Source organism: Robiginitalea aurantiaca (genome assembly GCF_030380815.1).
GTDB classification, from domain to species: Bacteria; Bacteroidota; Bacteroidia; order Flavobacteriales; family Flavobacteriaceae; genus Robiginitalea; species Robiginitalea aurantiaca.
The window spans coordinates 24,050-49,317 of the sequence record NZ_JAUDUY010000011.1; the positions used below are offsets into that span (position 1 = coordinate 24,050).

The following is a 25,268-nucleotide window of genomic DNA, read 5'->3' on the forward strand; positions in this document are numbered from 1 at the left end:
CTAATTTAACTCATGAAAAAAATCATCAAAACCGAAAAGGCCCCAGCCCCCATTGGCCCTTACAACCAGGCGGTACTTGCCGGAAAGACGCTCTATGTTTCGGGCCAGATCGCACTGAATCCGGAAACGGGGGAACTGCTTAAGGGATCCATAGAAGCGGAAACAGAATTGGTTATGAGGAATTTGGATGCCGTTTTAAAGGCTGCGGGGGCCGATTTCTCCCACGTAGTAAAAAGCAGCATATTCGTAGCAGATATGGGACAATTTGCCCGGATAAATGAAGTCTATGGAGCTTATTTTGATGCAGATTCCGCCCCTGCCAGAGAAACCGTGGAAGTAGCCAACCTTCCGAAGTATGTCAATGTCGAGATATCGGTAATTGCCTATCTCGGGGATTCAGATCGGTAAAACGCAGAAGGTCCCCTCCACCATGCAAAGGCCTCTGGTTCGCCCTTAGCAGCCTCACTCAAGGGTGTTCTTTCTAAATGGTGTCTTTGTGGAATTCGACCAAACCTTCGATCGGACGCTGACGGATGACCCCAAGGACCATATCGTTGCGTTGAATCACCTCTGTTAATTCTTCCCGCAGATAATACGCGATACTCCCCACGAAGTGGATGGGCACTTTGGTGGCCAATTCAAATTGCATTACGTGATTATTGACAAATTGTTGGAACCCTTTGTCAATAACGCCCTTACAGTAAGGGTGCTCTTTGTGCTCCACAATAAAACGGGCAAATGTGGCCAGATAGGTATTTGGATTGGGTTTCTTATACAGGTTTTCTTTAATGACATCGGCATCGAGGTTGTACTCCTTGTCGAATTCGATACTGAGGTCCTGGGGCATTTTGTGGTAGTAATAATCCCGAACCAGTTTTCGACCGAAAAAATTCCCACTCCCGTCATCCATCAGTATGTACCCCAGGGAAGTCACCTTCTGAAACATCTGGTGCCCGTCGTAATAACTGCAGTTGGAACCCGTACCCAGGATGCATACAATCCCTGCATGTCCTATTTTGGTAGTCGAGTAAATAGCGGCATAGGTATCCTCTTTGACCTGAATCTTGGCTTTGGGGAAAAACTGCCTGAAAATGTTCTTCAGGAATTTGCGCATCCTTGCCGTACCGCACCCTGCACCATAGAAATAGAGGCGCTCCACTTTGGAGCTGCTTTTGGCGAGTTCAAAATTATTGGCAAGGCGCTCCTCGATGACCTCGCGCGTCAAGACCTCAGGGCTCAGACCAAGGGTCTGGGTCATAAAAATCTGTTCCCCTTTCGGACCCAGGGCGATCCAATCTGCCTTTGTGGCTCCGCTGTCTACAATGAGTACCATACGATTAATGAATTAAAAAAGGATCCTTCAAAAGATGTGTGTTGAAAGATCCTTCCGTTTAATTTGATTCTAAAATAAATTATAAACTGTGTACGTGTTGTGCCAGGTCAACGAGTTTATGGGAATACCCAGCTTCATTATCGTACCAAGATATAATCTTGAAAAATTTGGAATTCAATTCAATACCAGCCCCGGCATCGAAAATACTGGTACGGCTATCTCCTACAAAATCCTGTGAAACCACAGATTCTTCCGTATATCCTAAAATGCCTTTAAGCGATCCCTCGGAGGCTTCTTTAAAGACTTTTTTGATTTCCTCGTAGCTCGTCTCCTTCTCAAGTCGAACCGTGAGATCCACAACCGAAACATCCGCCGTAGGGACTCTGAATGCCATTCCGGTCAGTTTACCAACCAGGGCGGGAATCACCTTGGTTACGGCTTTGGCCGCACCAGTGGATGCAGGGATAATGTTCAGAAGAGCACTGCGCCCTCCGCGATAGTCTTTTCTGGAAGGACCGTCTACAGTTAGCTGGGTGGCTGTGGTGGCGTGAACCGTTGTCATCAGTCCTTCATCAATACCAAATGTATCGTTGAGCACCTTGGCCACAGGAGCCAGGCAGTTTGTAGTACAACTGGCGTTTGAAACAATCGTGTCAGAAGCTTTGGCATCCATATGGTTTACACCCATCACAAACATAGGTGCATCTGCGGAAGGAGCAGAAATAACAACTTTCTTGGCACCCCCATCGATATGGTACTGTGCCGTTTCGAGTTTTGTAAAGATACCCGTGCACTCGGCGACGATATCAACGCCAGCCTCGTCCCATTTAATCGCTTTTGGGTCCCGCTCTGCCGTTACCCGTACCATTTTACCATTGATAATAAGATGACCATCTTTCACAGAAACGCTTCCGTTAAAACGTCCATGCACGGAGTCGTACTTTAACATATAGGCCAGATGTTCCACATCCAGCAGGTCATTTATCGCTACTACATCCACGTTGTCCCGTTCTACGGAAGCCCGTAAAACCAACCGTCCGATGCGTCCAAATCCATTAATTCCTAATCGCAATGATGCCATTTTAGTGTGTTTTAAGTTAAATCGTCATTATATCGGAAACGCGTATGAGTTCCCGGTCAATTTTTGTGTGTCCTTTTACTGCGTCATCAATGGGTGTCAATACCATTTCGTTGGCGACAATCCCCACCATCAGATTGGCCTTACCTTCAAGGAGGCTCTCAACTGCCTTTACACCCATGCGCGAAGCCAGGACCCGATCAAAAGCGGTAGGTGACCCCCCTCTTTGTATATGCCCCAAGACGGAAACCCGCACATCGTAAATGGGTAAATTCTTCTCGACGTACTCCTTGAGCTCAAAAACATTTTTTCCGGTTTTGTCCCCCTCGGCTACCACCACGATACTTGAGGATTTTCCGCTCTTTTTACTGCGCTTCAGGGAATCGAGTAAACGCTCAAGTCCTAGATTCTGTTCGGGGATCAGGGTTTCCTCTGCTCCGGCAGCCACTCCCGCGTTCAATGCGATGTGCCCTACGTCCCGGCCCATGACCTCAACAAAGAAGAGACGGCTATGCGAACTGGCCGTATCCCGAATTTTGTCAATGGCTTCCACGACCGTATTGAGTGCTGTGTCGAAGCCGAGGGTAAACTGGGTGCCAAAAATGTCATTGTCAATAGTACCGGGAATACCGATCACGGGAATACCGAATTCTTTGTAAAAGATACTCGCGCCGCGGAAACTCCCATCACCTCCAATAACTACAAAACAATCAATACCGGCGGCCTTCAACTGATCATAAGCTTTCTGGCGACCTTCAGGTGTTCTGAATTCTTCGCAGCGGGCCGACTTCAGAATGGTACCTCCCTTGTTGATAATGTTATTGACACTTCGGGCGTTAAAAGGAACGAAATCGCCTTCGATCATTCCCTCATAGCCTCTGTAAATAGCCATACATTCGATTTCCATAAATGCACAGGTACGCACCACGGCGCGCACAGCTGCATTCATACCTGGAGAATCTCCTCCTGAAGTCAGTACAGCAAGTTTTTTTATTGGGTTTTGCATGCAGAAATATCAATCGTCAAAAGTAATAAACTTACGCTTAAAAAAGGAATGGATTCTCCCGAAAACAGGGCATTTTAAAACGAAATCGTTTGCGTATCAGCGGTGTGGGAGTACAACCGGTCCGGGAAGTGAACGGTGTTTAACCTTTTGGGGTTCCGGTTTTTGAATAAAAATTGATCAAAGTATCCTGAACTACGGGATCAATCTTTTGATTTTGGAGGTTCACACTGTCCGATTCGGCCTCTTCCGGCTCCTGTTTTTTGAATACATTCTGGAATATTTCACGAACATTGTTGAAATCCAGATTGTAGGAGAGCCCTACCCCCTGTGTATAACCCTGACGGTCTGTAACGAATTGCTGCATTTCATTCTGCCGGTTAAATATACGGGCACTAAAAGTACCTTCCTCATTGAGAATGACCTGGACTTCGGCATCACCTGCCACATTGCTTTCCTGAACACCGCCTACCGGCACCCCTAATCTTCCGTTAAACAAAACCCGGTCACTTATTTTGGTCGAAACGGTAACTCCGATACGATCCTCGGTAATAATATCGGCATTGGGGTCCTGATACCCACTCTCATAAGAGAGTCCCCAGTTGATTACGTCTCCATCCGAACCCAGGGCCTTGGAGAATAAATTGGAAGCCGTCTGATAGATATTGCCCGCCATAGCCTGTTGATTCAGGCCTGAGCGCTCGTTTACAAAAGTCCCCTGAGCCAGCAAGAAAAGGGCATTGCGCTCTTCTACCGTAGGATCCTGAAGCCGGTATTCCAGCTCGCTCTTGACAATAGAACTCGTTCCAGGAAACTGGATGTCAAAACCCACGGTAGGTTTTTCGAGTTGGTCCGTTAATCGCACGACAACCTCTGTGGGTATCCTGCGTGTGTACCCGGAATTTTCAAGTAGAGGGGCGGGATTTGCATTTAATTCATAAATGGCTTCCATATCCAAAAGGGCTTCCAGGGGTTCACCATCCCAGTTAATGGTACCCCCTGGCCTAACACTGAATGTCTTATCGATCAGGCCTGCGTATTTAAGGCGATACTGCCCGGTAACTACGACAAAATCCCCCCACATATTGAACTTACCATTGGTATTGATGTTCATAAAAATCAAACCCGCTCCGGTCCCTTTTAACGAGCTCCCCGTTTTCTGGTCCACCACGATTTCAACCTCGGCATCAGGGGTGACATCCAGGTCAAATTCGAGCTCCAGGCCCCGGTAGTCCTTGGACAATACGCCATTCTCGAGATCTTCCTGATCTTTTTTCTCGATAAAGGTGATAAAGGAATAATCCCCGACGGAAGCGACATCGCTGATCGGGATTTTAAGGGTCGTCCCGCGTGCTGACGCCCCGGTAAATTCTATATTCAATCCGGAAGTAGGACCGTAAATCCGCCCGTTACCCCTCACAAAAGCGGTTCCGAAATACAATTCGTCTTCGTCGTATTCTGTGTTGAGTATCAGAAGCCGTTCTCCTTTACTTCCCAGGTCGAGATTCAGTTGCCAGTCCTTAAATCCGGAATGACTGATGGTCCCTCCAAGGTCTGCCTGAGTCCCGGCGAAGGTATCCGTTAAAGTAACCCCTTCGAATTGAAACGTCTGATCGAACAGGCGTACCCCTGAATTCGGACTGAGCTCATAATCTACATTCAGGTACGGAATCCCAAGCCCGCCATCCTGAATATCCAGCAACCCGCTAATAGAGGGGTTCCGAATATCGCCTTCAATTCTTGCAGTTCCATTTACGGTACCGCGTATATCGCCCAGGACCCCTTCGGCGAGCCGGTTAAAGGGCGAGAGGGAAAAACCCTGCAAATTCGCTGTCAATTGGGCTGTGGGGTAATCTGAGGTATTGAAAATATTCCCGATCAGACTGAACTTATCCCTCCCCTGATCCGTGATCCGCGTATTGACTGAGAATTCAGTAAGGTCCCGGTTCCCAACGATTCCGATATCCAAATCCCCCTGAACTTCATCATTTATTTTAAAATCGGAAATATTCAAATTTCCGATGGGCAGGTAGACATCATCCTCCTGCAATACGTTTAAAACACCGTTTACTTCGCCTTTGAGATCAAAACCATTCAGGTCCGGTGTGATTTTGCTTAATGAAACAATTTTAAACCGAAGTTCCAGGTCTTTATAGGTTGAATCGGCCAGCTGTCCTTTGAGTAGGATCTCCTCCCGCTCTTCATTGATCATGACAATTTCGCGAATATCGATACTGTCCAGCCCCTGACTCACAATCACTTTGTTCCTTGAATTCCCATCCTTATTCAGCACCCAGGTATTGCCTTTAAAACTGATATCGGAGCGCTTAAGTCCAATAACGGATTTATTGCCATCAGCAAAGGTGTGGTAAAAATTCAGGCTGTACCGGTCGTTATACTGGCTCCCGCCCTTGAATTCAGTTCGGAAGAATAGGGTGTCAGCCAACCTTGTGTTGATCAGTTCAAAGTCCTTTAAATCATAGTATACCGTCGAGATATCCGCTACAGAAATATAGGTATTAAACAGGGGGTTCTTATTATCGATCCGTATGTCAATGGTGTCCATTTCATTGCCGTAGGCGGCAATTCCCGGGGATTTAAAATTTAATTTAAACTCATTTTCGTCTGCGACAATTTCGCCCCGAACAAATGTATTGGCCTCAAAGGAAACTTCGGGAAAAAACACCTCGACAATTTTATTGTAGATACGGAAATTGAAGTCCAGTTTCTGACCTGGCGAAATGCTATCTGCCTGGTAATTGGTATAAATGCCCCCAATGGAGTTTTTAAACAATTTTCCAAGCTCTCCAATCCGAAACTTCCCACTTACATATCCCGTAATAATGTCAGGGGAATTAATGGTGATGGAGTGCACCGAATCCGGGCTTAAACTGGAACTAACCTTGAAATCTTCAAAAAAGTAGGTGTCATTATTGTTTTGAAAACTGGTCTTGCTGAATCTTATATCCCCTTTTACTTCATCGAGTGAATTCCCACTGATATCCATATTCACTCTTCCTTTAAAGATGGAGGTGGAGGCAGAATCTTTTATGAAATTAAGGCGCTGCAAATCGGCGTAATCCACAGAAGCTACAAAATTGAAGGTGTTCTCCTCACTGCCAAAGTCCGCCAGGCCCGTGAAATTAAAGATGAAATTCGGATCCTTGCTATTGAGGGAACCATCAAAGAGCTGCTCTTTCAGTATTCCCGAAACGGCAATGTCCGTATACTCGTATCCGTTAAATGTAAAATTGTACACCTGGCCGATGACCTCGGTATTGAGCCGCTCTTTAGAGAATCCCTGCCCTTCCACATTGACATCCAAAGTCGCCTTCCCAAGGGATTTACTGCCTGTAAACCGACCTAAATCAAAATCGATGAGTGAAACAAACCCGGTGTACTGGGCATTGTCAATATCGTCTATTTTCGTCAGGTTGAGATCCGCATAACTGCTACCCAGGGAACTCTGAATATTAACCTGGGTATTCACTGAATTTTCGGTAACCAGCGCAGGGCCGCGGACCGTGAACTGTCCAAGGCCTTTTAAGAATTCAGGCAGGGAGTTGCCGAATAATTCGGGCATCAACCCCCTTAACTGATAATAACTCGTTGTGATGTCCCGGATCCGGGCATCCATCTGAAAAGGTCCGGACCGGTTAAAAAGGTTCTCAAAATTAAAACTTCCCCGTATCCCTGTATTGTCCGTGACCAGCAGTAAATCGTCTAACTGGAGTTTGTTGAGCGTTCCCGAAACCTGGGTGGACAACAGAGCCTTTCGGCCTTTTCCGAAGCCATCGTAAAACTGATTGACCTCGTCCAGGGCTATCGTGGATTCATTGAACCCCGCCGTTACCTGTACCTTGTCGGTGAATTCCGCAAGGTCCTCCCTTTTGTAATCGAAACGTAGCTCCCCTATTAATTCAGATTCCGGAGTCCGGATGTAAAGGGAATCAAAAACCATCTGTTCCCGGGTATAGGTGAAGTCTGTCGCCAATTTCTCAATATTCACGTTTCTGGAGGTCTTCACCTGAAAATCGGCAATTCGAGTCCGGACTTCCGGCCCCTCGATTGTAAACTGTTCTGCGATTACCTGCAATTCTGAAAAGTCCAGGATCACAGGGGTTTCCAAATTGTCATCCCGAAGAACAAAGCGACTGCTGTAGAGTTGCAATCCCTCTGCGAAAAAATAAAAAGGGGGTCTTCCCTCCTCCCTGGGTTTGCCGCTGTCGAGTTTATCAATGAAGATCCCGAGATTGGTATCCGGGGCATCCTTATAGGTCCTCATATTGAGAAAAAGCCGGTCTATCTCAATATCCCCAAATTCGAGTTTTCCCCCGGCCAGGTCCCGCAGACTGAGAATGGAGGTGTTTAGTTCATTGACATAGATCAATGTATCTCCCTTGTAATCAGCTATGTAAATATCCTTAAGGGCGGTATCCCAGCTGATGAGTGAAATACGCAACCTGTCTATATTGATGTTTGTTCCGAAGTCATTGTTGATCCGCTCGGTCACATAACCGGCAAGCTGCGTTTGAACCACAGGTAATGAAAGTACCACGGTTCCCAACACACAAAATACCAGTATAACCAGCAGGATGCGAACAACTATTTTACGGAATTTTCTGATAAGATGTTTTTTTACCTTTGTAAACCAAAATCCGTACCGTTTTAAGGTGAAACAGACAGATATTTATATTCTAGCCATTGAATCGTCCTGCGACGATACAGCTGCTGCTATTCTACACAACAGTAAAGCACTCAGTAATATTGTTGCAACCCAGCATATTCACGAGGCTTATGGGGGTGTGGTACCCGAATTGGCGTCCCGGGCTCACCAACAAAATATCGTACCTCTGGTCCACCAGGCGCTGACAGAGGCAAATATCGACAAAAAACAGCTTTCAGCCATAGCATTTACCAGAGGTCCGGGGCTATTAGGATCGCTTTTGGTAGGCACTTCATTTGCAAAATCACTTTCAATGGGCCTGGGGGTGCCACTTATTGAAGTAAATCATATGGAGGCGCATATCCTGTCTCATTTTCTGAAAGATGATGACCGGGACCCGCCCACCTTTCCATTTCTCGCCATGACTATAAGCGGGGGGCATACGCAAATTGTCCTGGTCAAAGACTACTTTGACATGGAGGTTTTAGGGGAAACCCTTGATGATGCCGTGGGCGAAGCCTTTGATAAAAGTGCAAAACTGCTTGGGTTGCCATATCCCGGAGGACCCCTGATAGATAAGTACGCCAAAGATGGCGATCCGGATAAGTACAGGTTTCCCATCCCAAAAGTAGATGGGCTGGATTTCAGTTTTTCCGGTCTTAAAACCAGCGTGTTGTATTTCCTTCAAAGAGAAACCGCTAAGGACCCTGGATTTGTCGAGAAAGAAAGGGACAATATCTGTGCTTCCCTGCAAAAGACTATCGTTGAGATTCTGATGAAGAAACTCAGCAAGGCTGTAGACGACTATGGCATAACCCAGGTGGCCCTGGCCGGAGGTGTAGCGGCCAATTCGGGTATTCGAAACGCCCTCAAAACGGCGGAACTTGAGCGAGGCTGGAAGGCGTATATTCCTCCCTTTGAGTACTGCACGGACAATGCCGCAATGATAGGAATTGTAGGATATTTCAAGTATCTTGACAATCGTTTTTCAGACCTTAAAACCCCGGCAAAGGCCCGGTATACAATTGGAAGCTGACTTTTTTACCAAAGGAATTTAACTGCCAAACTGCGAATTGATGAATTACTTCTTTCACCCTACCCTGGACAGCAGTGTTTCCCAGTTTGCATTTTCGCCTGAAGAAAGCAGGCATATTGTTAAAGTCCTTCGAAAGAAAGAGGGAGATCTGCTTCACATCACCAATGGCAAAGGATATTTGTTCACTTCTGAGATCACACTCGCAGATCCGAAAAAATGTGTAGGCAGGGTCCTGGACACCAAAAAAACGCATCCTTCGAGGTTTGAACTCCATCTGGCCGTAGCCCCTACAAAAAGACTTGAACGCTTTCAATGGTTTTTGGAAAAAGCTACTGAAATAGGCGTTTCGGAAATTACACCCATTTACTGCAAACGATCTGAAAGGGACAAACTTTCCATGGAGCGCATGCAACGCGTAATTCAGGAAGCCATGAAACAGAGCCTGCGGACCTATCTTCCCAAACTCAATAAACTAACACCTGTTTCGGAGTTTTTACAAAGCGACCTCCCGGACCTCAGGTTTATTGCGCATTGCGAGGCTGACGAAAAAGTTGACCTGAAAAGACGGGTGGCCCCCGATAAGGACATCGTGATACTCATTGGCCCGGAGGGGGACTTTTCCAGACCTGAAATAGAAAGCGCATATGAAGCCGGGTTTTTGCCGGTATCCCTGGGACGCAGCCGCCTTAGAACTGAGACAGCAGCCATAGTGGCTTGTGCAACCGTAAACCTTATTAACAGCGCCTGATAAAACCCCTTTTTATGAGAATTGCTATTGCTTCAGGCCGATTGAACATTCCCCCGGGACACCTCACCTGGATTGGCGTATTAACCCTCTTTATGAGCCTGATGGGTAATGCGCAACAGGTCGGATTGTTGAAGTACCAGGGCGGGGGCGACTGGTACGCTAATCCAACTGCATTGCCTAACCTGATTGAATTCAGCAATAGCGAAATTGGCACCACCCTAGATGCAAAACCACAGACTGTTGTAGCCGGAAGTTCAGAAGTTTTCAGGTATCCATTTCTTCATATGACCGGCCATGGCAATGTGGTCTTTTCGGATGAGGAGGCGAGCACGCTGAGAACCTATCTTTTGGCCGGTGGGTTTTTGCATATAGATGACAACTACGGTATGGCTCCCTATTTGGAGAAAGAACTTCCGAAGATCTTTCCGGATAAGGACCTGGTCGAGATCGGGGTCGACCATCCCATTTTTAAAGCCCCTTTTGAATTTGCAGATGGTCTTCCCAAAATCCACGAGCACGATGGCCAGCGACCCCAGGCTTTTGGGTATTTTCACGAAGGCCGACTATTGCTTCTATTCACCTATGAGTCGGACCTCGGAGACGGATGGGAAGATCCTGAGGTTCATAATGACCCTGAAGAAATTCGTTTGAAGGCCCTTAAAATGGGTTCGAATATTCTATATTACGCCTTTAATCAGTAGAGTACTATGGATTCGAAAAGCATTTCCGATGGCATCCTGCGCGCTATAGCCATCCTGGCCGGTGTCGTAGCACTGGGATATTTCCTTTACCTCATTCAGACTGTGTTGATCTACCTGCTTTTTGCAATAGTGGTGGCACTAATCGGAAGACCGATTGTCATGTTTCTTAAAAACAGACTAAAATTTCCAGATACCCTGGCCGTGCTTGTTGTAATTCTCTTTGTTCTGGGACTGCTCGTCGGGCTGATCATGCTCTTTATACCCGTGCTTGTTGAGCAGGGAAAAAACTTGTCGATCCTTGATGTTGACGGATTTTCCAGAAATTTGAAGCTGATCGAATTGGAAATAAACAAATTCTTTGGAAGAACCCCGCTTTCCATTGATAACATGGTGGATACGCAAGAGCTCAAAAAGGAGTTTATTCAGGGTATTGAAATGAATTTTATCCCCAAACTCCTCAATGGCCTGGTGTCTGTACTGAGTAGTTTCAGCCTGGGGCTTATCTCCGTACTTTTTATTTCGTTCTTCTTCCTGAAGGACAGCAAACTCGTGCAAAACAGCCTCCTGGCACTTGTTCCGGATTCCAAAGAAACCCGCCTGATCAATTCAATTGGGAAAATCAAAAATCTTTTATCACGCTATTTCCTCGGCCTATTGGCTCAGATTATGGTTTTGTTCATCATTTATACCGTTACGCTTTTACTGGTAGGTGTGGAGAATGCCCTTGTCATCGCCTTCCTCTGTGCTATATTTAATATTATCCCTTGGCTGGGGCCGCTTATAGCGCTGGCGCTGATGGTCATACTAACGATTACCAGCCATCTGGGTGCTGATTTTTCTACCGTAATTTTGCCTGACATCGGATGGGTAATTATTGGATTCGGGATTGGCCAACTCATCGATAATTTATTTTCCCAGCCTTTGATATTCGCCAATGCGATTAAACTACACCCCCTGGAAATTTTTCTGGTCATCCTTATGGCCGGGATGTTGTTCGGCGTGGTCGGGATGATTATTGCCATTCCCGGATACACGGCAATCAAAGTAATCCTAAAAGAATTTCTCTCTGAGAATAAGTTTGTTAAAAAGCTCACCCAAAACATGTAGTATTGCTTTGAATAAAGAAATACTGAATCCTGAGGTTCAGGATTTTATTTTTAAGAATTTCGAGGCTGACCCTGTCGTCATTTCTCTGGGCAAAAGTCCTTTTCCCAACATTTCGTCCCGGGAATTGGCTGAGCAGATAGGGGGCCGCAAAAAAATCAAAACAAAACTGCCCTTTTGGTTTAATCAGAAGGGTATTTACTACCCGCCGGCTCTAAACCTCGAGCAAACCTCATCTGAAATAACAGGTCGCTACAAAGCCTCGATTGCGAAAGGGCGAAGGCTTCTGGATATCACAGGGGGTTCGGGAATTGACACCTATTTAATGCGGGAAGGATTCCAGGAGGTGCATTATGCAGAGCGCAATGCCGATCTCGCAGAAATCACAAGGCACAATATGGGAATACTGAAGGCGAACAACATTCACATACACATTGGGGATGCGCTCGAACTTCTCAAAAACCAGGGAAGTAATCCGACCTGGGATTGGATCTACCTGGACCCTTCCAGGCGTAAAAATGACCGTTCAAAGGTCTTTATGCTGGCCGATTGTGAACCCGCTTTACCGGATATCCTCCCAGCCCTGTTTAAGGCCGGCAGGAATATTTTGATAAAAACTTCACCCATGCTCGATGTCACAGAGGGCACAAGGTTGCTAAAAAGTGTTAGGGAAGTACATGTAGTGGCCGTGGGAAACGAGGTCAGAGAATTGGTTTGGTGGCTGCAGGAGGGTTTTGACCATGAGCCGGATCGGATTGCAGTGGATTTAAAAGCTACCCTTCCCCCTTTTCGATTCAGAATCTCTGAAGAATACCAGGCGACATCGGATTTTGATGAACCCCTGGCATACCTCTATGAACCGAACGCAGCCTTGCTCAAGGCCGGGGCCTTTAAAATGACCGGTATTCAGTACGGGCTGAAAAAAATACACCTGAGCACGCATCTCTATACCTCAGACTCCTTGGTCGATTTTCCCGGAAGGCGTTTTAAAATTTTGGAAAACCTCAACTACAAACCAGGGAAACTGCCTTTTAAAAAGGCGAATGTGAGCGCGCGAAATTTCCCGGAATCCGTGGCTGCGATTCGCAAACGCAACCGGATACAGGATGGCGGAGATACCTACCTGTTTTTTGTCCGAACCCTCGGGGATGCATTGCGCGTATTGGTTTGCCAACGCCTTTAGCCCAATCGTCCTATCGCTTTATTGGGGCAGGGCCATACTACAGGACCATTTAAAATCTTCTACAGGATAAGAAGAAGCAGCCTTGAGGTTATAGTGCCACCACTCCGTCCGAACAGACCAAAAGCCATAGTGCTCCATGGTCTCCTTTAACAATTTCCTATTGGCGAGTACCCGGGTTGGAAGCTCGGTAGCGTCGTGATAGGCCGGCTTTCCAAAGAAATCAAAGTCCGTACCCATATCAAGGGGTTCACCCTCCAGGGTTTCGAGGGTGATATCTACCGCCCCGCCTTTGTTGTGGATCGATCCTTTTACAGGATTCGCTACATATTGAGGGTTCGGGACGATTTTCCACATGAGGTATTGTACCGAATTGGGCCGGTAACAATCAAAAAACCGAATCCGGACCCCTTTCTTCATAAATGCTGCATTCGCCTCGATCAGGGCCCGGGCCGTGATCGCGCGGGTGTAACACTTCGGGCAGTCATACACCCTGGTGTTCATGAAATTATTTTCAGTGGCATACCGGAGGTCAAATGAAAAATCACTGCTGTAATCCGAAAGGCGTACAAATGCCGTGTCGGGAAGCGAAGCCAATGAAGGAAGGGTTTTCCCGGATTCCGAAGTGGTTGTGGGCAAGACCTGAATCTCAGTCTCTTCAAGTCCTGAATCTACAACCCTTTCCGACAGATCCCTACAGGAACTCAGGCTCAGCAGAACACACAACAGGAACAGACCGATTTTTGACAACTCAAACTGATTTAGCAACGCCAGCGAATTTACGCATTTTCCATTTTTCGAATTATTTACAGCAATAGTGCATTCAGATGAAAAGAACCTATATTTACCTTATGCGCAACATTTTTCTACTCCTGTTATTTACAGTTCCTTCGATGCTCTGGTCGCAATCACCCTGGCTTATCGGTTTCGAAAAACCCGCCAAAAATCCAATCCTCCAGGCAGATTCTTCCTATCAATTTTTCTGTCCGGTTCGCAAAGATTTAGTCGCCTGGCAAAAGGCAGATGTTTTTAACCCGGGTGCAGTGGTTCGAAACGATACTGTTTTTCTTTTTTTCAGGGCGGAGGACAATCCTGTTGCCAAATTGGGGGAACGCACCTCCAGGATCGGAATGGCCTGGAGTACAGATGGATTGAATTTCCACCGCTATCCGGACCCGGTACTCTATCCGGATGCGGACGCGCAACTGAAATGGGAGTATCCCGGAGGCGTTGAAGACCCAAGGGTTACCGAGCTTGAGGACGGTTCTTACCTTATGCTCTACACGGGTTGGAATCAGAAGACGGCCCGCTTATGCAGTGCCATCTCCAAGGATCTCATCCACTGGGTAAAACAGGGACCGGTCTTTGAAGTTGCTCACAATGGAAAGTATTTGAATACCTGGAGCAAATCAGGCTCCGTGGTCACGGAAGTCCGGGAGGGCCGGCTGGTCGCAAAAAAAATTAACGGGGCTTATCAGATGTATTGGGGCGAATTATTCGTAAACCTTGCTACCTCTGCCGATGGCAATGACTGGATGCCCATTCAGGATTCAAAAGGAGAACTCCTCAAAGTATTTACCCCTACCCTTAACGATTTTGACAGCCACCTGGTAGAACCCGGACCCCCGGCAATTTATACAGATGATGGGATCCTATTGATCTACAACGGCAAGAATCTCAGTGGGCCTGGCTCCGGGCAGGGTACTCCGGAAGGGACTTACTGTGGCGGGCAGGTACTTTTTGACAAGGAGCACCCTGAAAAGTTTTTAAAACGTCTTGAAACTCCTTTTATCTGCCCAAGTCTGCCCCATGAAGTGAGTGGACAATACAAGGCCGGAACGACCTTTGCCGAAGGCTTGGTATACTTTAAAAACAATTGGTTCCTCTACTACGGAACAGCTGATTCCATGGTTGGTGTGGCTGTTCGGTCCGGGGAGTAATTATATCCGAGCAAAAAGAATACTATTTCTGAAGCGATTTTAGATAATCCAGACTTAGAGGGATTTGCATCATAGATTTCGGACTTTCGTCTTCGATAAAAACATAGGGAATCCCCAGCTGGGAGGCTTTGCGCATGAGTCCCGCTATATCGATCTGACCCCGACCCAGAACTACGTTCGTCCTCACATCCGAATGGCCGCTAAAATCCCCGACTACACCTTCAGCCATGTCTTTCATATGCATCAGGATAAAACGATCCGGGTATTGCTCCAGGAGGGCTAAAGGGTCCTGCCCTCCATGACGCACCCAATAAACATCCAACTGAAATTCAAAATCAGACGCTTCTGAGATCATGTAGTCTAAAAGCGTGCCCGTTTTATAGGGCCTTAATTCGTATCCGTGAGGGTGGTAAAATACCTGAATTCCATCATCGTCAGCGAGTTTCCCTGCCCGGTTGAACACTTCCAGGGCGTGACGAACTTCTCTAATTGTAAAATCATTTTCGCGATGTGGGATCCATGCACACCCGATATATTTGGCACCATAAGCCTTAGCGATATGAATCGCTTCTTCCGGGTTGTCCCGAAACATCTCATATGGGAGCAAAAGGCTGACTACTTCCAGTTCATACTTCCGAAGCAAACTCAGGAAGTCCCCGAGTGGCAGGCCATAGGTCTCCCCTCCTTCCACTGTGGTAATCCCCCATTTCTGAATCTGAGAGAGGGTCCCTTCCACATCGTTTTTAAACGCATTGCGGAGACTGTAGAACTGCAGCCCGATTTCCTGTGCGTAAAGGGCTGGCATCCCCATAAACCCGGTCAGCAGGGAAAAGAGGACCAAAAAAATCCGCTTCCGCATTATGTCAGGTCAGCAAATTACCTTCGTCATCCCACAGGGCTATCACACCTCTCCGGCTTTGGTCCACGCATTTTTCCAACCACTCAGGTTCATACGCCAGGCCGTGTTTATCCAATACCTCCTGAGGCACACCATCCCATATGTTAGGACTGTTTCCCTTGTACCCCAGATCAGCGATTCCCACCTTTGAAGTGTAATACCCACTAACCGTAAGATTGCGCATAAGATTGAAAAACTGTATTTCCAGTGGATGTTCGTCCATCGGTACAATTGGATCGTAATAGGCGATTTCATCCATCAGTACTTTTTGTTGTTCTTCCGAAGCACTTTTGAACTCGGCACCGAACGCTGTATTGCTCTTATGATCCAGCCACATAAGACCTCCCCTGAGGGTTGGTTGAAAAGCAGGATAGTCCTTCGCCATAAATTCAATAAATTCAGGAACCCCAGCCTCCAGTGGCCCGCCGAACTCCTCATTAGGAGGAAGGATGAGCTCGCAAAGGACTTGTATTGTCTCGAGTTCATGGGGGTTTAAAAACGTTTCCGAATGCAATTCCTTAAGTGTTTCCAGTTCTTCCGGAAGCCTCCCGTACTCAAAACCTATTTGGGGTGTCAGCTGGTCTGCAGCCTCTGCGGCTTCGCGGGTTGTGCACCCGTGGACCGCCAAACCTCCTGCAACACTACCGAGTAGAATGTTTTTTAAGCTAGATCTTCTATCCATCTTCAGATGTTTTGTTGTTTGAGTTGATCGATGATGTATTCTGAAGCCCTCCAGGAGAGCGCGAGAATTGTCCAGGTGCAATTCTTATCGGCCTGGGATACGAAGGGCCCTGCGTCGGTGATAAAAACATTGTCAGAATCGTGCAACTGCTGGAAGCGGTTGGTTACTGAAGTTGCCGGGTCGTCTCCCATTCGGGTAGTACCGACCTCGTGGATAATACGTCCCGGGGTTTCCAGGCCGTAATCCCGTTCTGCAGGAGGGGTATCGCCCAGGGGTTCGCCCCCCATATGATGAATGATTTCCTCAAAGGTAGTCTGCATGTGACGCGCTTGTTTGCGTTCATAATCCGACCAGTTGTAATTAAAACGAAGCACCGGGATTCCGAATTCATCCACCGTGGTCGGGTCTATTTCGCAATAGTTGTCCTTTCGGGCAATCGCCTCGCCGCGACCGCCAAAACCAATAACAGATCCGTAATATTTTTTAACATCCTTTCTGAGCTGTTCGCCGTAGCCCCCGGTAGTCAATCCAAAAAACTTATTGAATTCGTTGGGGTTAAACCCAAATCCGTAATTCGGCATTCCGATTCCTCCCCAAACCTCGATATGATATCCCCTTGGGAAGTCGAGATTTTTATTGTCCATCCACCAGGGCGAGTATACGTGCATTCCGCCAACCCCATCCTCGTTATACTGTTCCCGGTTCATAAGTGCCGGGATAAATGCTGCCCGGCTGCTGCCCGTGGAATCATGCAGGTATTTACCTACCAGATCACTGCTGTTCCCCAGGCCATTTGGGTGCTGAGCGCTTTTGGAATTCAACAAAATCCGGGCAGAACTGCAGGCAGAAGCCGCGAGGATCACTACCTTCCCGCGGAGCTGATACTCCTTTCGATCCTCCCGGTTAATATAGGAGACCCCCGTCGCCTTACCTTCCTTATCGGTTGTGACCTCCCGCACCATGGAATTCACAAAGAGATCCACCTGCCCGCGGCTTTTTTGCGCCGGGAAAATCAAACAGGTGCCTGCGGAAAAATCAGCGTAGACCTGACAGGCCCTCGAACATTGCCCGCAATAAAAGCACACGCCCCGCTCATTGTTAATTTTTTTGGTCAGCATCGAAAGACGGGCGGGAATTACCGGAACTCCCGCTTTCCTGGCTCCTTTTATATAATACAGCTCGTGGAGACGTGGTTTTGGCGCGGGAAGAAAAAATCCGTCGGGCTCATTGGGAAGCCCCTCTTTGCTGCCGAAAACCCCGATGAGTTTGTCGACCTTGTCGTAATAGGGCTTTACATCTTCGTAACCGATAGGCCAGTTATCGCCCAACCCATCGACATCCTTGTGTTTAAAATCCCGTGGACCAAACCGCAAGGAGATCCGACCCCAGTGGTTTGTCCGGCCTCCCAGCATCTGAGAGCGAAACCAGTCGAACCGGGTACCGTTTTTCTGTGTATAAGGTTGTCCCTTGATCTCCCAACCTCCATATGCCGCGTCGAAATCCCCAAACGGACGAACCGTTGCAGCGCCCCTTCGCGGGGATTCATACGGCCATTTTAACTGGGTCTGGTGTTCGGGCAGGGCCGGATGGAAAAAGGGGCCGGCTTCCACAACCGCTACTTTCAGGCCGGCATCCGCAAGTACTTTTGTAGCCATCCCCCCTCCTGCCCCGGATCCGACAATTATCGCATCGTATACGGTTGGTTGTTCTTTAATTTGCATGTAGAAATATCTATAACCCTAAATATACGAGTGCTGTTGGAAATCTCAGCGGCTCAGGGTGTGAAATTTGCCCAGACATAACTTCTGCAATCGCAAGGATGTCCTGTGTAGAAAATCAGGGGAAGATCAGGGACGGGCCGGAACGAATTTGATTCAGGGCCTCGTGCACCTCTGAAACCGGCAGTCGACATGTGTGATCCTGGCAGACAAAGATGCGCGTTTCACCCGTGTCGAACCGACCTTCAAAAAGCGGAAGCTCTGATTCGGTTTGCGTTGCCACAAGCAGGACATCCGGCAGAAATTCCAGTGCCATTTGCGCCCGTTTTTCCACGGCCTGAGGTCCGGCGATTGCCACTTCATAGTAGGGTTGCTGATCCCGCAGCAATAGACGACCCCAGCCGGCATAGTTTTCCGGCATCTGTGAAAACCGGTCCTTGAGGGCATGTACCATCTCCTTACTTTGTTCGAGGTATTCAGGGGTGTAGTAAAAGTGGCCTAATTCATATAAAAGGCTTGCAACCTCCGTGTTTGGAGAAGGCATCACCCCATCGTCCGTTTTAATGATCTGAGCAACCAAATCGGATTCTTCCCGAAACCGGTAAAAAGGGGAATCCGCATCGGGGAAGCGCTTTTGGATTTCTTGCAGCAGACCTGTGGCATCCTGGAGATACCCGGACTCACCGGTCACCTGATAGAGTCTGAAAGCGGCTTTTGCCAGATAGGCGTAGTCCTCGAGAAAACCCAGAGATCTGGAATCTCCAGGTTTGTAGCTATGCCCCAGGTTACCTTCGGTATAGCTGTGCTCTTTTAGAAACGTATAGAGAGTCTGTGCTTCCAGGAGGTATTCACCTTCACCAAAGGCGTCATACGCATCGGTCAGCCCGGTGATAAGCAGGGCGTTCCATGAGGTGATGATCTTATCGTCAATACCCGGGAAAACGCGTTTTCCCCTTTGCGTCATCAGCAGATCCCGCCATTTCTGTTTTAGCGCATCGAGCTCCTGAAGTTTTAGGTTCTGAGATCTCGCAAAATCCCTGTCCGATGCCTTCCTGAAAGGGATGTAGTATCCCGACTCCCATTCCATTTCCGCATCAATGGCGTAATACTGGCTGAAAAGTGGGTAATCACCGCCTAAAGCTTGCTGTAATTCAGCCCTTTCCCATCGATAAAACTTTCCTTCCTCTCCTTCACTATCTGCATCGAGGGCAGAATAAAACCCGCCATCGGGACCTTTCATGTCCCGCTTCAGAAAGGACACGATGGCTTCTGCGACCTTTTTATACTCCGGATCCGAAAAAAGCTGAAACGCTTTGCTGTAGACGCCCAGCAGTTGCGCGTTATCATAGAGCATCTTTTCAAAATGAGGCACATGCCAGCTCGGGTCTGTGCTGTACCTGAAAAAGCCTCCGCCAACCTGGTCAAATACACCTCCAAAAGCCATGCGATCCAGGGTTGTTTTAAGGTGGTCACGGGATTTCTGGTCACCTGTGAGATGGGAATAATTCAGTAAAAAAGTAAGGTTGGGGGGGAGCATAAATTTCTGGACCCCTGCATTTCCTCCCCATTGGATGTCCCATTTGGATTGCCATCGGAGCACTGCCTCATCTATAGAGATCTCTTCTGATCCCGAGGTCTCTTCAGGTTCCGGGATTAAATTTACCTCAGCTATTCCCTGGGCAACGCGATCGGCGTATTCTGAAAGTTTAGCCGGATTTTTTTTATACTGTTTGTACACTTCGCTAAGCACCTGCATCCAGCGTTCCCGGGTGTGATAAGTACCCCCGTAAACAGGCTTTCCATTTGGCAAAACAATGACATTGAGGGGCCAGCCGCCGGAGCCTGTCATCAGCTGTACAGCAGTCATATAGACCTGGTCCACATCCGGACGCTCCTCCCGGTCTACCTTGATGCTGATAAAGTTTTCGTTCATAAAAGAAGCCACAGAATCATTTTCAAAGGTCTCCTCCTCCATGACGTGGCACCAGTGACAAGAGGAATACCCAATGCTCACCAGGACCAACTTTCCCTCGGATTCGGCTTGTTCAAAGATGGAGTCATCCCACGGTTTCCAGTGTACGGGGTTTGAGGCGTGCTGCTGCAGGTAAGGACTGGTCTCTGCCCCCAGCATATTGCCGGCTGAAGTTCTTTTCTCTGCCTGCTCACATGAGCCCAATAAACCTGTAAGGAGGGCAGTAAAGGTCAAAGAAAACAAGTGGCGAATCACAGTCATACCTATGGCATTCAGATTTGTTCAAAAGTACAAATAGTGTAGTGATTTTGGCGTCGTGATCCTCCCCCTCCTCCATTTTCCAATTCCGCTCCTGGGAGTAAAACCGCTATTTGGGTGGATGCGTGGCGATAACCCGATTTTGCGCCTGAATTTTGATTGTCAAAAAAGACATGCTGGAAATCCGGAAATGGAATCAACGACTGCCTTGGGGCGTTTATTCTTTCGAATAGTTTAAAAACCATTCGTACAAGCCTTCTTCCAGATACGCCTTTTCCCAGGCGTTGTGCCCCACTCCTTCATAGGCAGTGAGCCTGACATCATAGCCCATTTCCTCTAGTTTTCGGGTCATTTGCTCAGACTCGGAAAAAAGTATTACAGGGTCTTCTTTGCCGTGAAAAACCCATATGGGCATGGATTTATTGATCCAATGGGCATAAGGAACCGGAGTCATGCCACAAACTACGGCCATGGCTGCAAAGGTATCGGGAAACTGGGCTGCTATTTCCCAACATGCGTTTCCACCCCTGCTCAGACCTGTCAGATATAAACGTTTCGGATCTATCCGGTACTCCCTCGTGATCTGCTCGAGCAAAGCCATGACCGCCCGTACATTCCACCATTGTTTCTTATGCGGATTCTGAGGGGCCAGGATCAAAAAAGGGAAGTCCTTTCCCTCCGTCAGGAGCTTCGGAGGTCCATTTTCCCGGATCAACTCCAAATCTCCCCCGGACTCACCCCCTCCGTGCAGAAAAAGTAATAAAGGGAACCTTTTTGAAGATGATTCCTGATATTCCGGAGGGAAATACAGGTAGTATTCCAGAGATTCCGAAACCGAAACCTCCTTTTTCCCGGACTCAAGGCGTGATTGGGCGGAACAGCTGCACAGTGTGCAAATAACGAAGGCAACAGAAAAAAGACGTATTAATCCAGGCATTAAGCATATTTATGATTATAGGGTATTCCCATGAACTCAAAGATATTTAATCCCCATAGAATACACTGACCGGATGTCCTTCAAGTGAAAATATTTTATTTAGGTGAACGGAATCTGAAGGATCTTTAAATCCCTTCACATTTTATTAACACAGGTTGCGCGTTGAAAACTGTAATTTCGCTCCTATGCGTAAAGATGCGTGGCGACTTATTACCGCTATTTGCCTTCTCCTCCTGTTTATGGGATCCAAAGGAATGGAATTACATTCCCTTTCCCATAGTCCGGATGGTGACCAGGTGAGTTGTGAATGGTGTGAACATGCCCTGGTCATCCATAATACGCCGTTTGAACCTGCAGAGGTGATCTCGCTGAATGTAGCATCTTTCATAAGCTTCCACGATCAAATCGTTTCCTCCCACCCCATCCCCTCGGAAGGTGCAAAAACCTGGGAACCTTTATTTGGCCGACCTCCTCCCGTTATCTGATTCCTGCCAACACAAGATCCTCTTTCTCCGGCCATACCCGGAGCCTATTACCCTAGTTTAACACATATGAAAGTTGTTTTAGCATTATTGCTAAGTTTTCTGGCTTACCATGTTTCCCATGGACAGGAATGCCGGGGTGTCCTTTATGGACGCGTTCTGGATTTTCACAACCAGACCCCCCTGGTTGGAGCTACGGTTTATATCCTTGAACTTGAGAAAGCTGTGCTCACAGATTTTGAAGGACGTTACCGAATTGACGGAGTTTGTCACGGTAATTACCAGATAGAACTCTCCCATCCGCTCTGTCGTACCTTGCTTTTTGAAGTCGAAATACAGGGAAGTACCGAACGTGATTTCCAGATGGAACACCATCTGGAGGAATTAGAAGAAGTACAGGTAGTTGGCGAATTACTTCCGGACCTGACAAAGACAGCACAAGAACAGAGACTGGCCACCAAAACCCTGGAAAACTACAGCGGTGGTACATTGGGAGACGCCCTGAGGGAAATCAGCGGGGTTTCCACCCTCAAAACGGGTAGTAATATCGTAAAACCATCCATCAACGGCCTTACCGGAAGCAGGGTACTAATTCTAAACGATGGGGTACGTATGCAGGATATGGAATGGGGAGATGAGCATGCGCCCAATCTGGATATTAATTCCGCAGATCAGGTTTCTGTCATCAAGGGACCAGCTGCCCTAAAATATGCGGGTGACGCCATTGGGGGGCTTGTAGTGGTTGAGCGAGAACGGGTTGCTGTTGGAGATTCCCTGTTTGGGAAAACACTTATGACCCTGATGTCCAACGGACGGGGTGGAAACATAAGCACTGAAATGACCCGCACCTACAAGAGCGGATGGTACCTGAACGGGCAGGCATCTTTCAAGCGCCTCGGGGATCGGGAAGCTCCGGATTACATCCTTTCAAATACTGGCATGCAGGACGCCGGGCTTTCACTGCATGCCGGGAAACGCTCCCTGAACCAGGGATGGGATGTGGATTATTCGTACTACCAGGCCGACATTGCCATACTCCGTGCCTCTCATATTGGAAATGTAGATGACCTGATAAAGAGCATTAATTCCGGAGTCCCGTCCGTTATTGAGCCCTTTACCTATGAACTTGGGGTACCCCGGCAGGAGGTTTCGCATCATCTGGGTAAAGCAAATTATTACCTGCGGATCAAAGGGGTTGGTAAATGGACAGCGCAATACGATTTTCAGAATAATCGAAGGTTTGAATACGACGTACGGGTCGGGGCGGATCGCGATAAACCCGCAATTGACCTTGAGTTGACAACGCATACCGTCATGACGGATTTCACCTGGGATGCTTCTTCCAACCTGGAATTACAAGCCGGAGTGCTCGGGAGGTATCAGAACAATTTTGCAAATCCGGAAACAGGAGTGCGCCGTTTAATTCCGGATTACGACAAATATGACTTTGGCGCCTTTCTTATAGGTGAATACCGTTTTAAGGATTATTGGCTGTTTGAAGCGGGACTCCGTTACGACTACAATCAAATCGATGCCTTGAAGTTTTACAGGACTTCCCGTTGGGAAGAGCGGGGTTATGATGAGGATTTTCCCCAGTTTGTAGTTGAAGATCTCGGGTCACAACTTTTGACCAATCCCGTCTTCGAATACCACAATTTTTCAGCCTCTGCGGGCATGCGGTTTACACTTGATGCCGTTTCAGATATTCGGGCGAATTACGCTCTGGGACAACGCCCCCCAAACCCCTCGGAACTTTTCAGCGATGGACTTCACCATTCCGCGGCCCGAATCGAGTTGGGAGATCTGCGTATCGCCAATGAAACATCCCATAGGATTTCGCTTGCTTATAACCGCAATGGAGATCGCTGGGGAATTACCGTGGAACCCTATTTAAATTATATTAAGGATTTCATACTTCTGGAACCGACGGGTGTGGAATTCACGATCCGGGGTGCCTTCCCAGTATGGAGCTACAGACAAACCGATGCCCGTTTGGCAGGGTTGGATTTGTCCGGATACTTCCAATGGAGCGAAAATTGGGAGTCCAGGCATCATTTCTCCCTGACCAAAGGAAATGATCTGGATCAGAACCAACCCCTGATCAATATCCCGGCCCCGATCACCAGAAATGCCCTGGCGTTTACCAAACCGCAATGGCATCAATTCGAAATAAGCCTGGAAAGCACTTACGTATTTCGTCAGAATGAAACCCCTCCCAATATTTTTGTATTCTCCCCTTCCGAGCAGGAGCTGGTAGAACTCGAAATAAATACCCCTCCGGACGCCTACCATCTTTTAGATCTCAGGGCCGGTATGGAGTTTGCGCTTTCCGAAACCCTTGTATTGAATACAGGCCTCGCCATTGAGAATCTGGTAAACACAAATTACAGGGAATACCTGAACCGAAATCGTTATTTCGCCGATGACCTCGGACGGAATGTAATTCTTCAATTAAAACTCTATTATTAATCACTCTTAAAATCCATTTGTCTATGAAAACTATTAAATTATTATCGCTCTTTACCGCTGCTATTTTAGCTTTGAACTCTTGTTCCAGTGATGACGATCCGGAGCCGGTAAACGAGGAAGAAGTCATAACTACCATGACCATAACACTTGTTCCACAGTCTGGTGGCGCGCCCATTCAGTTGGAGTCCAGGGATCTTGATGGAGATGGTCCGAATCCTCCGGAAATCACAGTTTCAGGGAATTTTAGCGCCCGTACGCTTTATACAGGAAGTATTGTATTGCTCAATGAAACCGAAACACCCGCGGAAAATATCACAACCGAAGTAGAAGAAGAAGCAGAGGAACATCAATTTTTCTACACGCTTAGTCCGAGCCTTTCAGGAAGCACAGAATATATCAATGTCGATGGAGACGGGAATCCTCTTGGAACAGAGTTTGCTTTTTCCGCAGGGGATGAAAGTACGGGAACCATGACCTTTACACTTCGACATGATCTTAAAAAACCCAATGACGGAACACTTTCGGATGCCGGAGGGGAGACGGACATTGCCCAAACCTTTGATGTCGTTATTGAATAGCTCGTATTAAGCAATTGAGTGGTTCACAACAGCAGTTTAAAAAGCCCGTCAGCAATGGCGGGCTTTTATTTTGATACGAGGCATTAAAGGAAAGCTGGCTTATGATTGTACTTTGGAAATAAAGACAGTTGTTGTCAGGACCCATTTGGGAATAGGTTCAGGGATCGCCGGGTTAGGGAAACTGTTGGGATGGTTTTTTGGCTATTCTACGGTAAAACGAAACACCTCTGAAATCGATTCATTCCCGGCCTGGTCCCGGGTTATTATTTGCCAGAAATAGTTCCCTGTGTCAACAGGGATTGGATCTGTCTGTGTGTCGGTCAATTCTGAGCGGAACAGTGGAGGAGGATTCTCCCGGCCAAAATAAACATCGTACCCCAAGATATCATCATCCAGGTCATTGGCCTCCCAGACGAGGGTTACCTCATCCTGTCCGGCCGGAAAGTTCTGACCATTTCCAGGGGCGATAACCAATTCGGGTGCAC

The 25,268-nt window shown here is 47.6% G+C and carries 21 protein-coding genes; 10 read left to right on the plus strand and 11 right to left on the minus strand.

What is annotated here, in order from left to right; translation table 11 throughout:
- The first annotated feature begins 12 nt into the window (after positions 1 to 12).
- Complete coding sequence (locus QU605_RS13970) at positions 13 to 408, plus strand: RidA family protein (RefSeq protein ID WP_289725942.1); 396 nt, start codon at positions 13 to 15, stop codon at positions 406 to 408.
- 73 nt (positions 409 to 481) lie between these two features.
- On the opposite strand, the gene QU605_RS13975 is transcribed toward QU605_RS13970, so the two are convergent.
- The 4 genes from QU605_RS13975 to QU605_RS13990 form a co-directional block, all read right to left on the minus strand.
- Entirely contained in the window at positions 482 to 1,333 is an 852-nt protein-coding gene (locus QU605_RS13975) for an N-acetylglucosamine kinase (RefSeq protein WP_289725943.1), read from the minus strand.
- Positions 1,334 to 1,412: 79 nt separating this feature from the next.
- Positions 1,413 to 2,414, minus strand: coding sequence for a type I glyceraldehyde-3-phosphate dehydrogenase (gap, locus tag QU605_RS13980; RefSeq protein WP_289725944.1), 1,002 nt, complete (start codon positions 2,412 to 2,414; stop codon positions 1,413 to 1,415).
- A 16-nt stretch (positions 2,415 to 2,430) separates the two neighbouring features.
- A complete protein-coding gene (gene pfkA, locus QU605_RS13985) occupies positions 2,431 to 3,417 on the minus strand; it encodes a 6-phosphofructokinase (RefSeq protein ID WP_289725945.1) in 987 nt (328 codons plus the stop codon).
- Between the two features lie 139 nt (positions 3,418 to 3,556).
- Positions 3,557 to 7,972, minus strand: coding sequence for a translocation/assembly module TamB domain-containing protein (locus QU605_RS13990; RefSeq protein WP_289725946.1), 4,416 nt, complete (start codon positions 7,970 to 7,972; stop codon positions 3,557 to 3,559).
- Positions 7,973 to 8,087: 115 nt separating this feature from the next.
- Here QU605_RS13990 and tsaD point away from each other — a divergent pair, with 115 nt between their 5' ends.
- The 5 genes from tsaD to QU605_RS14015 all read left to right on the plus strand — a co-directional run bounded on the left by tsaD (position 8,088) and on the right by QU605_RS14015 (position 12,852).
- Positions 8,088 to 9,116 (plus strand): tRNA (adenosine(37)-N6)-threonylcarbamoyltransferase complex transferase subunit TsaD, encoded by a 1,029-nt coding sequence (gene tsaD, locus QU605_RS13995; RefSeq protein ID WP_289725947.1) that lies wholly within the window; start codon positions 8,088 to 8,090, stop codon positions 9,114 to 9,116.
- Between the two features lie 40 nt (positions 9,117 to 9,156).
- Positions 9,157 to 9,864: a 16S rRNA (uracil(1498)-N(3))-methyltransferase gene (locus tag QU605_RS14000; RefSeq protein ID WP_289725948.1), complete on the plus strand. Its 708-nt coding sequence runs from the start codon at positions 9,157 to 9,159 to the stop codon at positions 9,862 to 9,864.
- A 92-nt stretch (positions 9,865 to 9,956) separates the two neighbouring features.
- Positions 9,957 to 10,565: a DUF4159 domain-containing protein gene (locus tag QU605_RS14005; protein WP_289725980.1), complete on the plus strand. Its 609-nt coding sequence runs from the start codon at positions 9,957 to 9,959 to the stop codon at positions 10,563 to 10,565.
- A gap of 6 nt (positions 10,566 to 10,571) precedes the next feature.
- Positions 10,572 to 11,672: an AI-2E family transporter gene (locus QU605_RS14010; RefSeq protein WP_289725949.1), complete on the plus strand. Its 1,101-nt coding sequence runs from the start codon at positions 10,572 to 10,574 to the stop codon at positions 11,670 to 11,672.
- A gap of 7 nt (positions 11,673 to 11,679) precedes the next feature.
- A complete protein-coding gene (locus QU605_RS14015) occupies positions 11,680 to 12,852 on the plus strand; it encodes a class I SAM-dependent methyltransferase (protein WP_289725950.1) in 1,173 nt (390 codons plus the stop codon).
- 18 nt (positions 12,853 to 12,870) lie between these two features.
- On the opposite strand, the gene QU605_RS14020 is transcribed toward QU605_RS14015, so the two are convergent.
- Positions 12,871 to 13,599 (minus strand): M15 family metallopeptidase, encoded by a 729-nt coding sequence (locus tag QU605_RS14020; RefSeq protein ID WP_289725951.1) that lies wholly within the window; start codon positions 13,597 to 13,599, stop codon positions 12,871 to 12,873.
- Between the two features lie 77 nt (positions 13,600 to 13,676).
- Here QU605_RS14020 and QU605_RS14025 point away from each other — a divergent pair, with 77 nt between their 5' ends.
- Positions 13,677 to 14,789: a glycoside hydrolase family 130 protein gene (locus QU605_RS14025; RefSeq protein ID WP_289725952.1), complete on the plus strand. Its 1,113-nt coding sequence runs from the start codon at positions 13,677 to 13,679 to the stop codon at positions 14,787 to 14,789.
- A 22-nt stretch (positions 14,790 to 14,811) separates the two neighbouring features.
- Here QU605_RS14025 and QU605_RS14030 read toward each other — a convergent pair whose 3' ends face one another.
- The 5 genes from QU605_RS14030 to QU605_RS14050 all read right to left on the minus strand — a co-directional run bounded on the left by QU605_RS14030 (position 14,812) and on the right by QU605_RS14050 (position 21,254).
- Positions 14,812 to 15,648, minus strand: a complete 837-nt coding sequence (locus QU605_RS14030) for a sugar phosphate isomerase/epimerase family protein (protein WP_289725953.1) — start codon at positions 15,646 to 15,648, stop codon at positions 14,812 to 14,814.
- A gap of 4 nt (positions 15,649 to 15,652) precedes the next feature.
- Positions 15,653 to 16,369 carry a gluconate 2-dehydrogenase subunit 3 family protein gene (locus QU605_RS14035; RefSeq protein ID WP_289725954.1) on the minus strand — a complete coding sequence of 239 codons (717 nt, stop codon included), beginning with the start codon at positions 16,367 to 16,369 and terminating at the stop codon, positions 15,653 to 15,655.
- A gap of 2 nt (positions 16,370 to 16,371) precedes the next feature.
- Positions 16,372 to 18,090: a GMC family oxidoreductase gene (locus QU605_RS14040; protein WP_289725955.1), complete on the minus strand. Its 1,719-nt coding sequence runs from the start codon at positions 18,088 to 18,090 to the stop codon at positions 16,372 to 16,374.
- A 115-nt stretch (positions 18,091 to 18,205) separates the two neighbouring features.
- Positions 18,206 to 20,320 (minus strand): thioredoxin domain-containing protein, encoded by a 2,115-nt coding sequence (locus tag QU605_RS14045; protein WP_289725956.1) that lies wholly within the window; start codon positions 20,318 to 20,320, stop codon positions 18,206 to 18,208.
- Between the two features lie 214 nt (positions 20,321 to 20,534).
- Positions 20,535 to 21,254 carry a carboxylesterase family protein gene (locus QU605_RS14050; protein WP_289725957.1) on the minus strand — a complete coding sequence of 240 codons (720 nt, stop codon included), beginning with the start codon at positions 21,252 to 21,254 and terminating at the stop codon, positions 20,535 to 20,537.
- 185 nt (positions 21,255 to 21,439) lie between these two features.
- Here QU605_RS14050 and QU605_RS14055 point away from each other — a divergent pair, with 185 nt between their 5' ends.
- The 3 genes from QU605_RS14055 (at position 21,440) to QU605_RS14065 (ending at position 24,783) form a co-directional block, all read left to right on the plus strand.
- Entirely contained in the window at positions 21,440 to 21,739 is a 300-nt protein-coding gene (locus QU605_RS14055) for a hypothetical protein (protein ID WP_289725958.1), read from the plus strand.
- A 66-nt stretch (positions 21,740 to 21,805) separates the two neighbouring features.
- A complete protein-coding gene (locus tag QU605_RS14060; RefSeq protein ID WP_289725959.1) occupies positions 21,806 to 24,205 on the plus strand; it encodes a TonB-dependent receptor in 2,400 nt (799 codons plus the stop codon).
- 23 nt (positions 24,206 to 24,228) lie between these two features.
- A complete protein-coding gene (locus tag QU605_RS14065; RefSeq protein WP_289725960.1) occupies positions 24,229 to 24,783 on the plus strand; it encodes a type 1 periplasmic binding fold superfamily protein in 555 nt (184 codons plus the stop codon).
- A gap of 201 nt (positions 24,784 to 24,984) precedes the next feature.
- Here the strand turns inward: QU605_RS14065 and QU605_RS14070 are convergent, their stop codons facing one another.
- Positions 24,985 to 25,257 (minus strand): hypothetical protein, encoded by a 273-nt coding sequence (locus QU605_RS14070; protein ID WP_289725961.1) that lies wholly within the window; start codon positions 25,255 to 25,257, stop codon positions 24,985 to 24,987.
- Positions 25,258 to 25,268 lie beyond the last annotated feature (11 nt).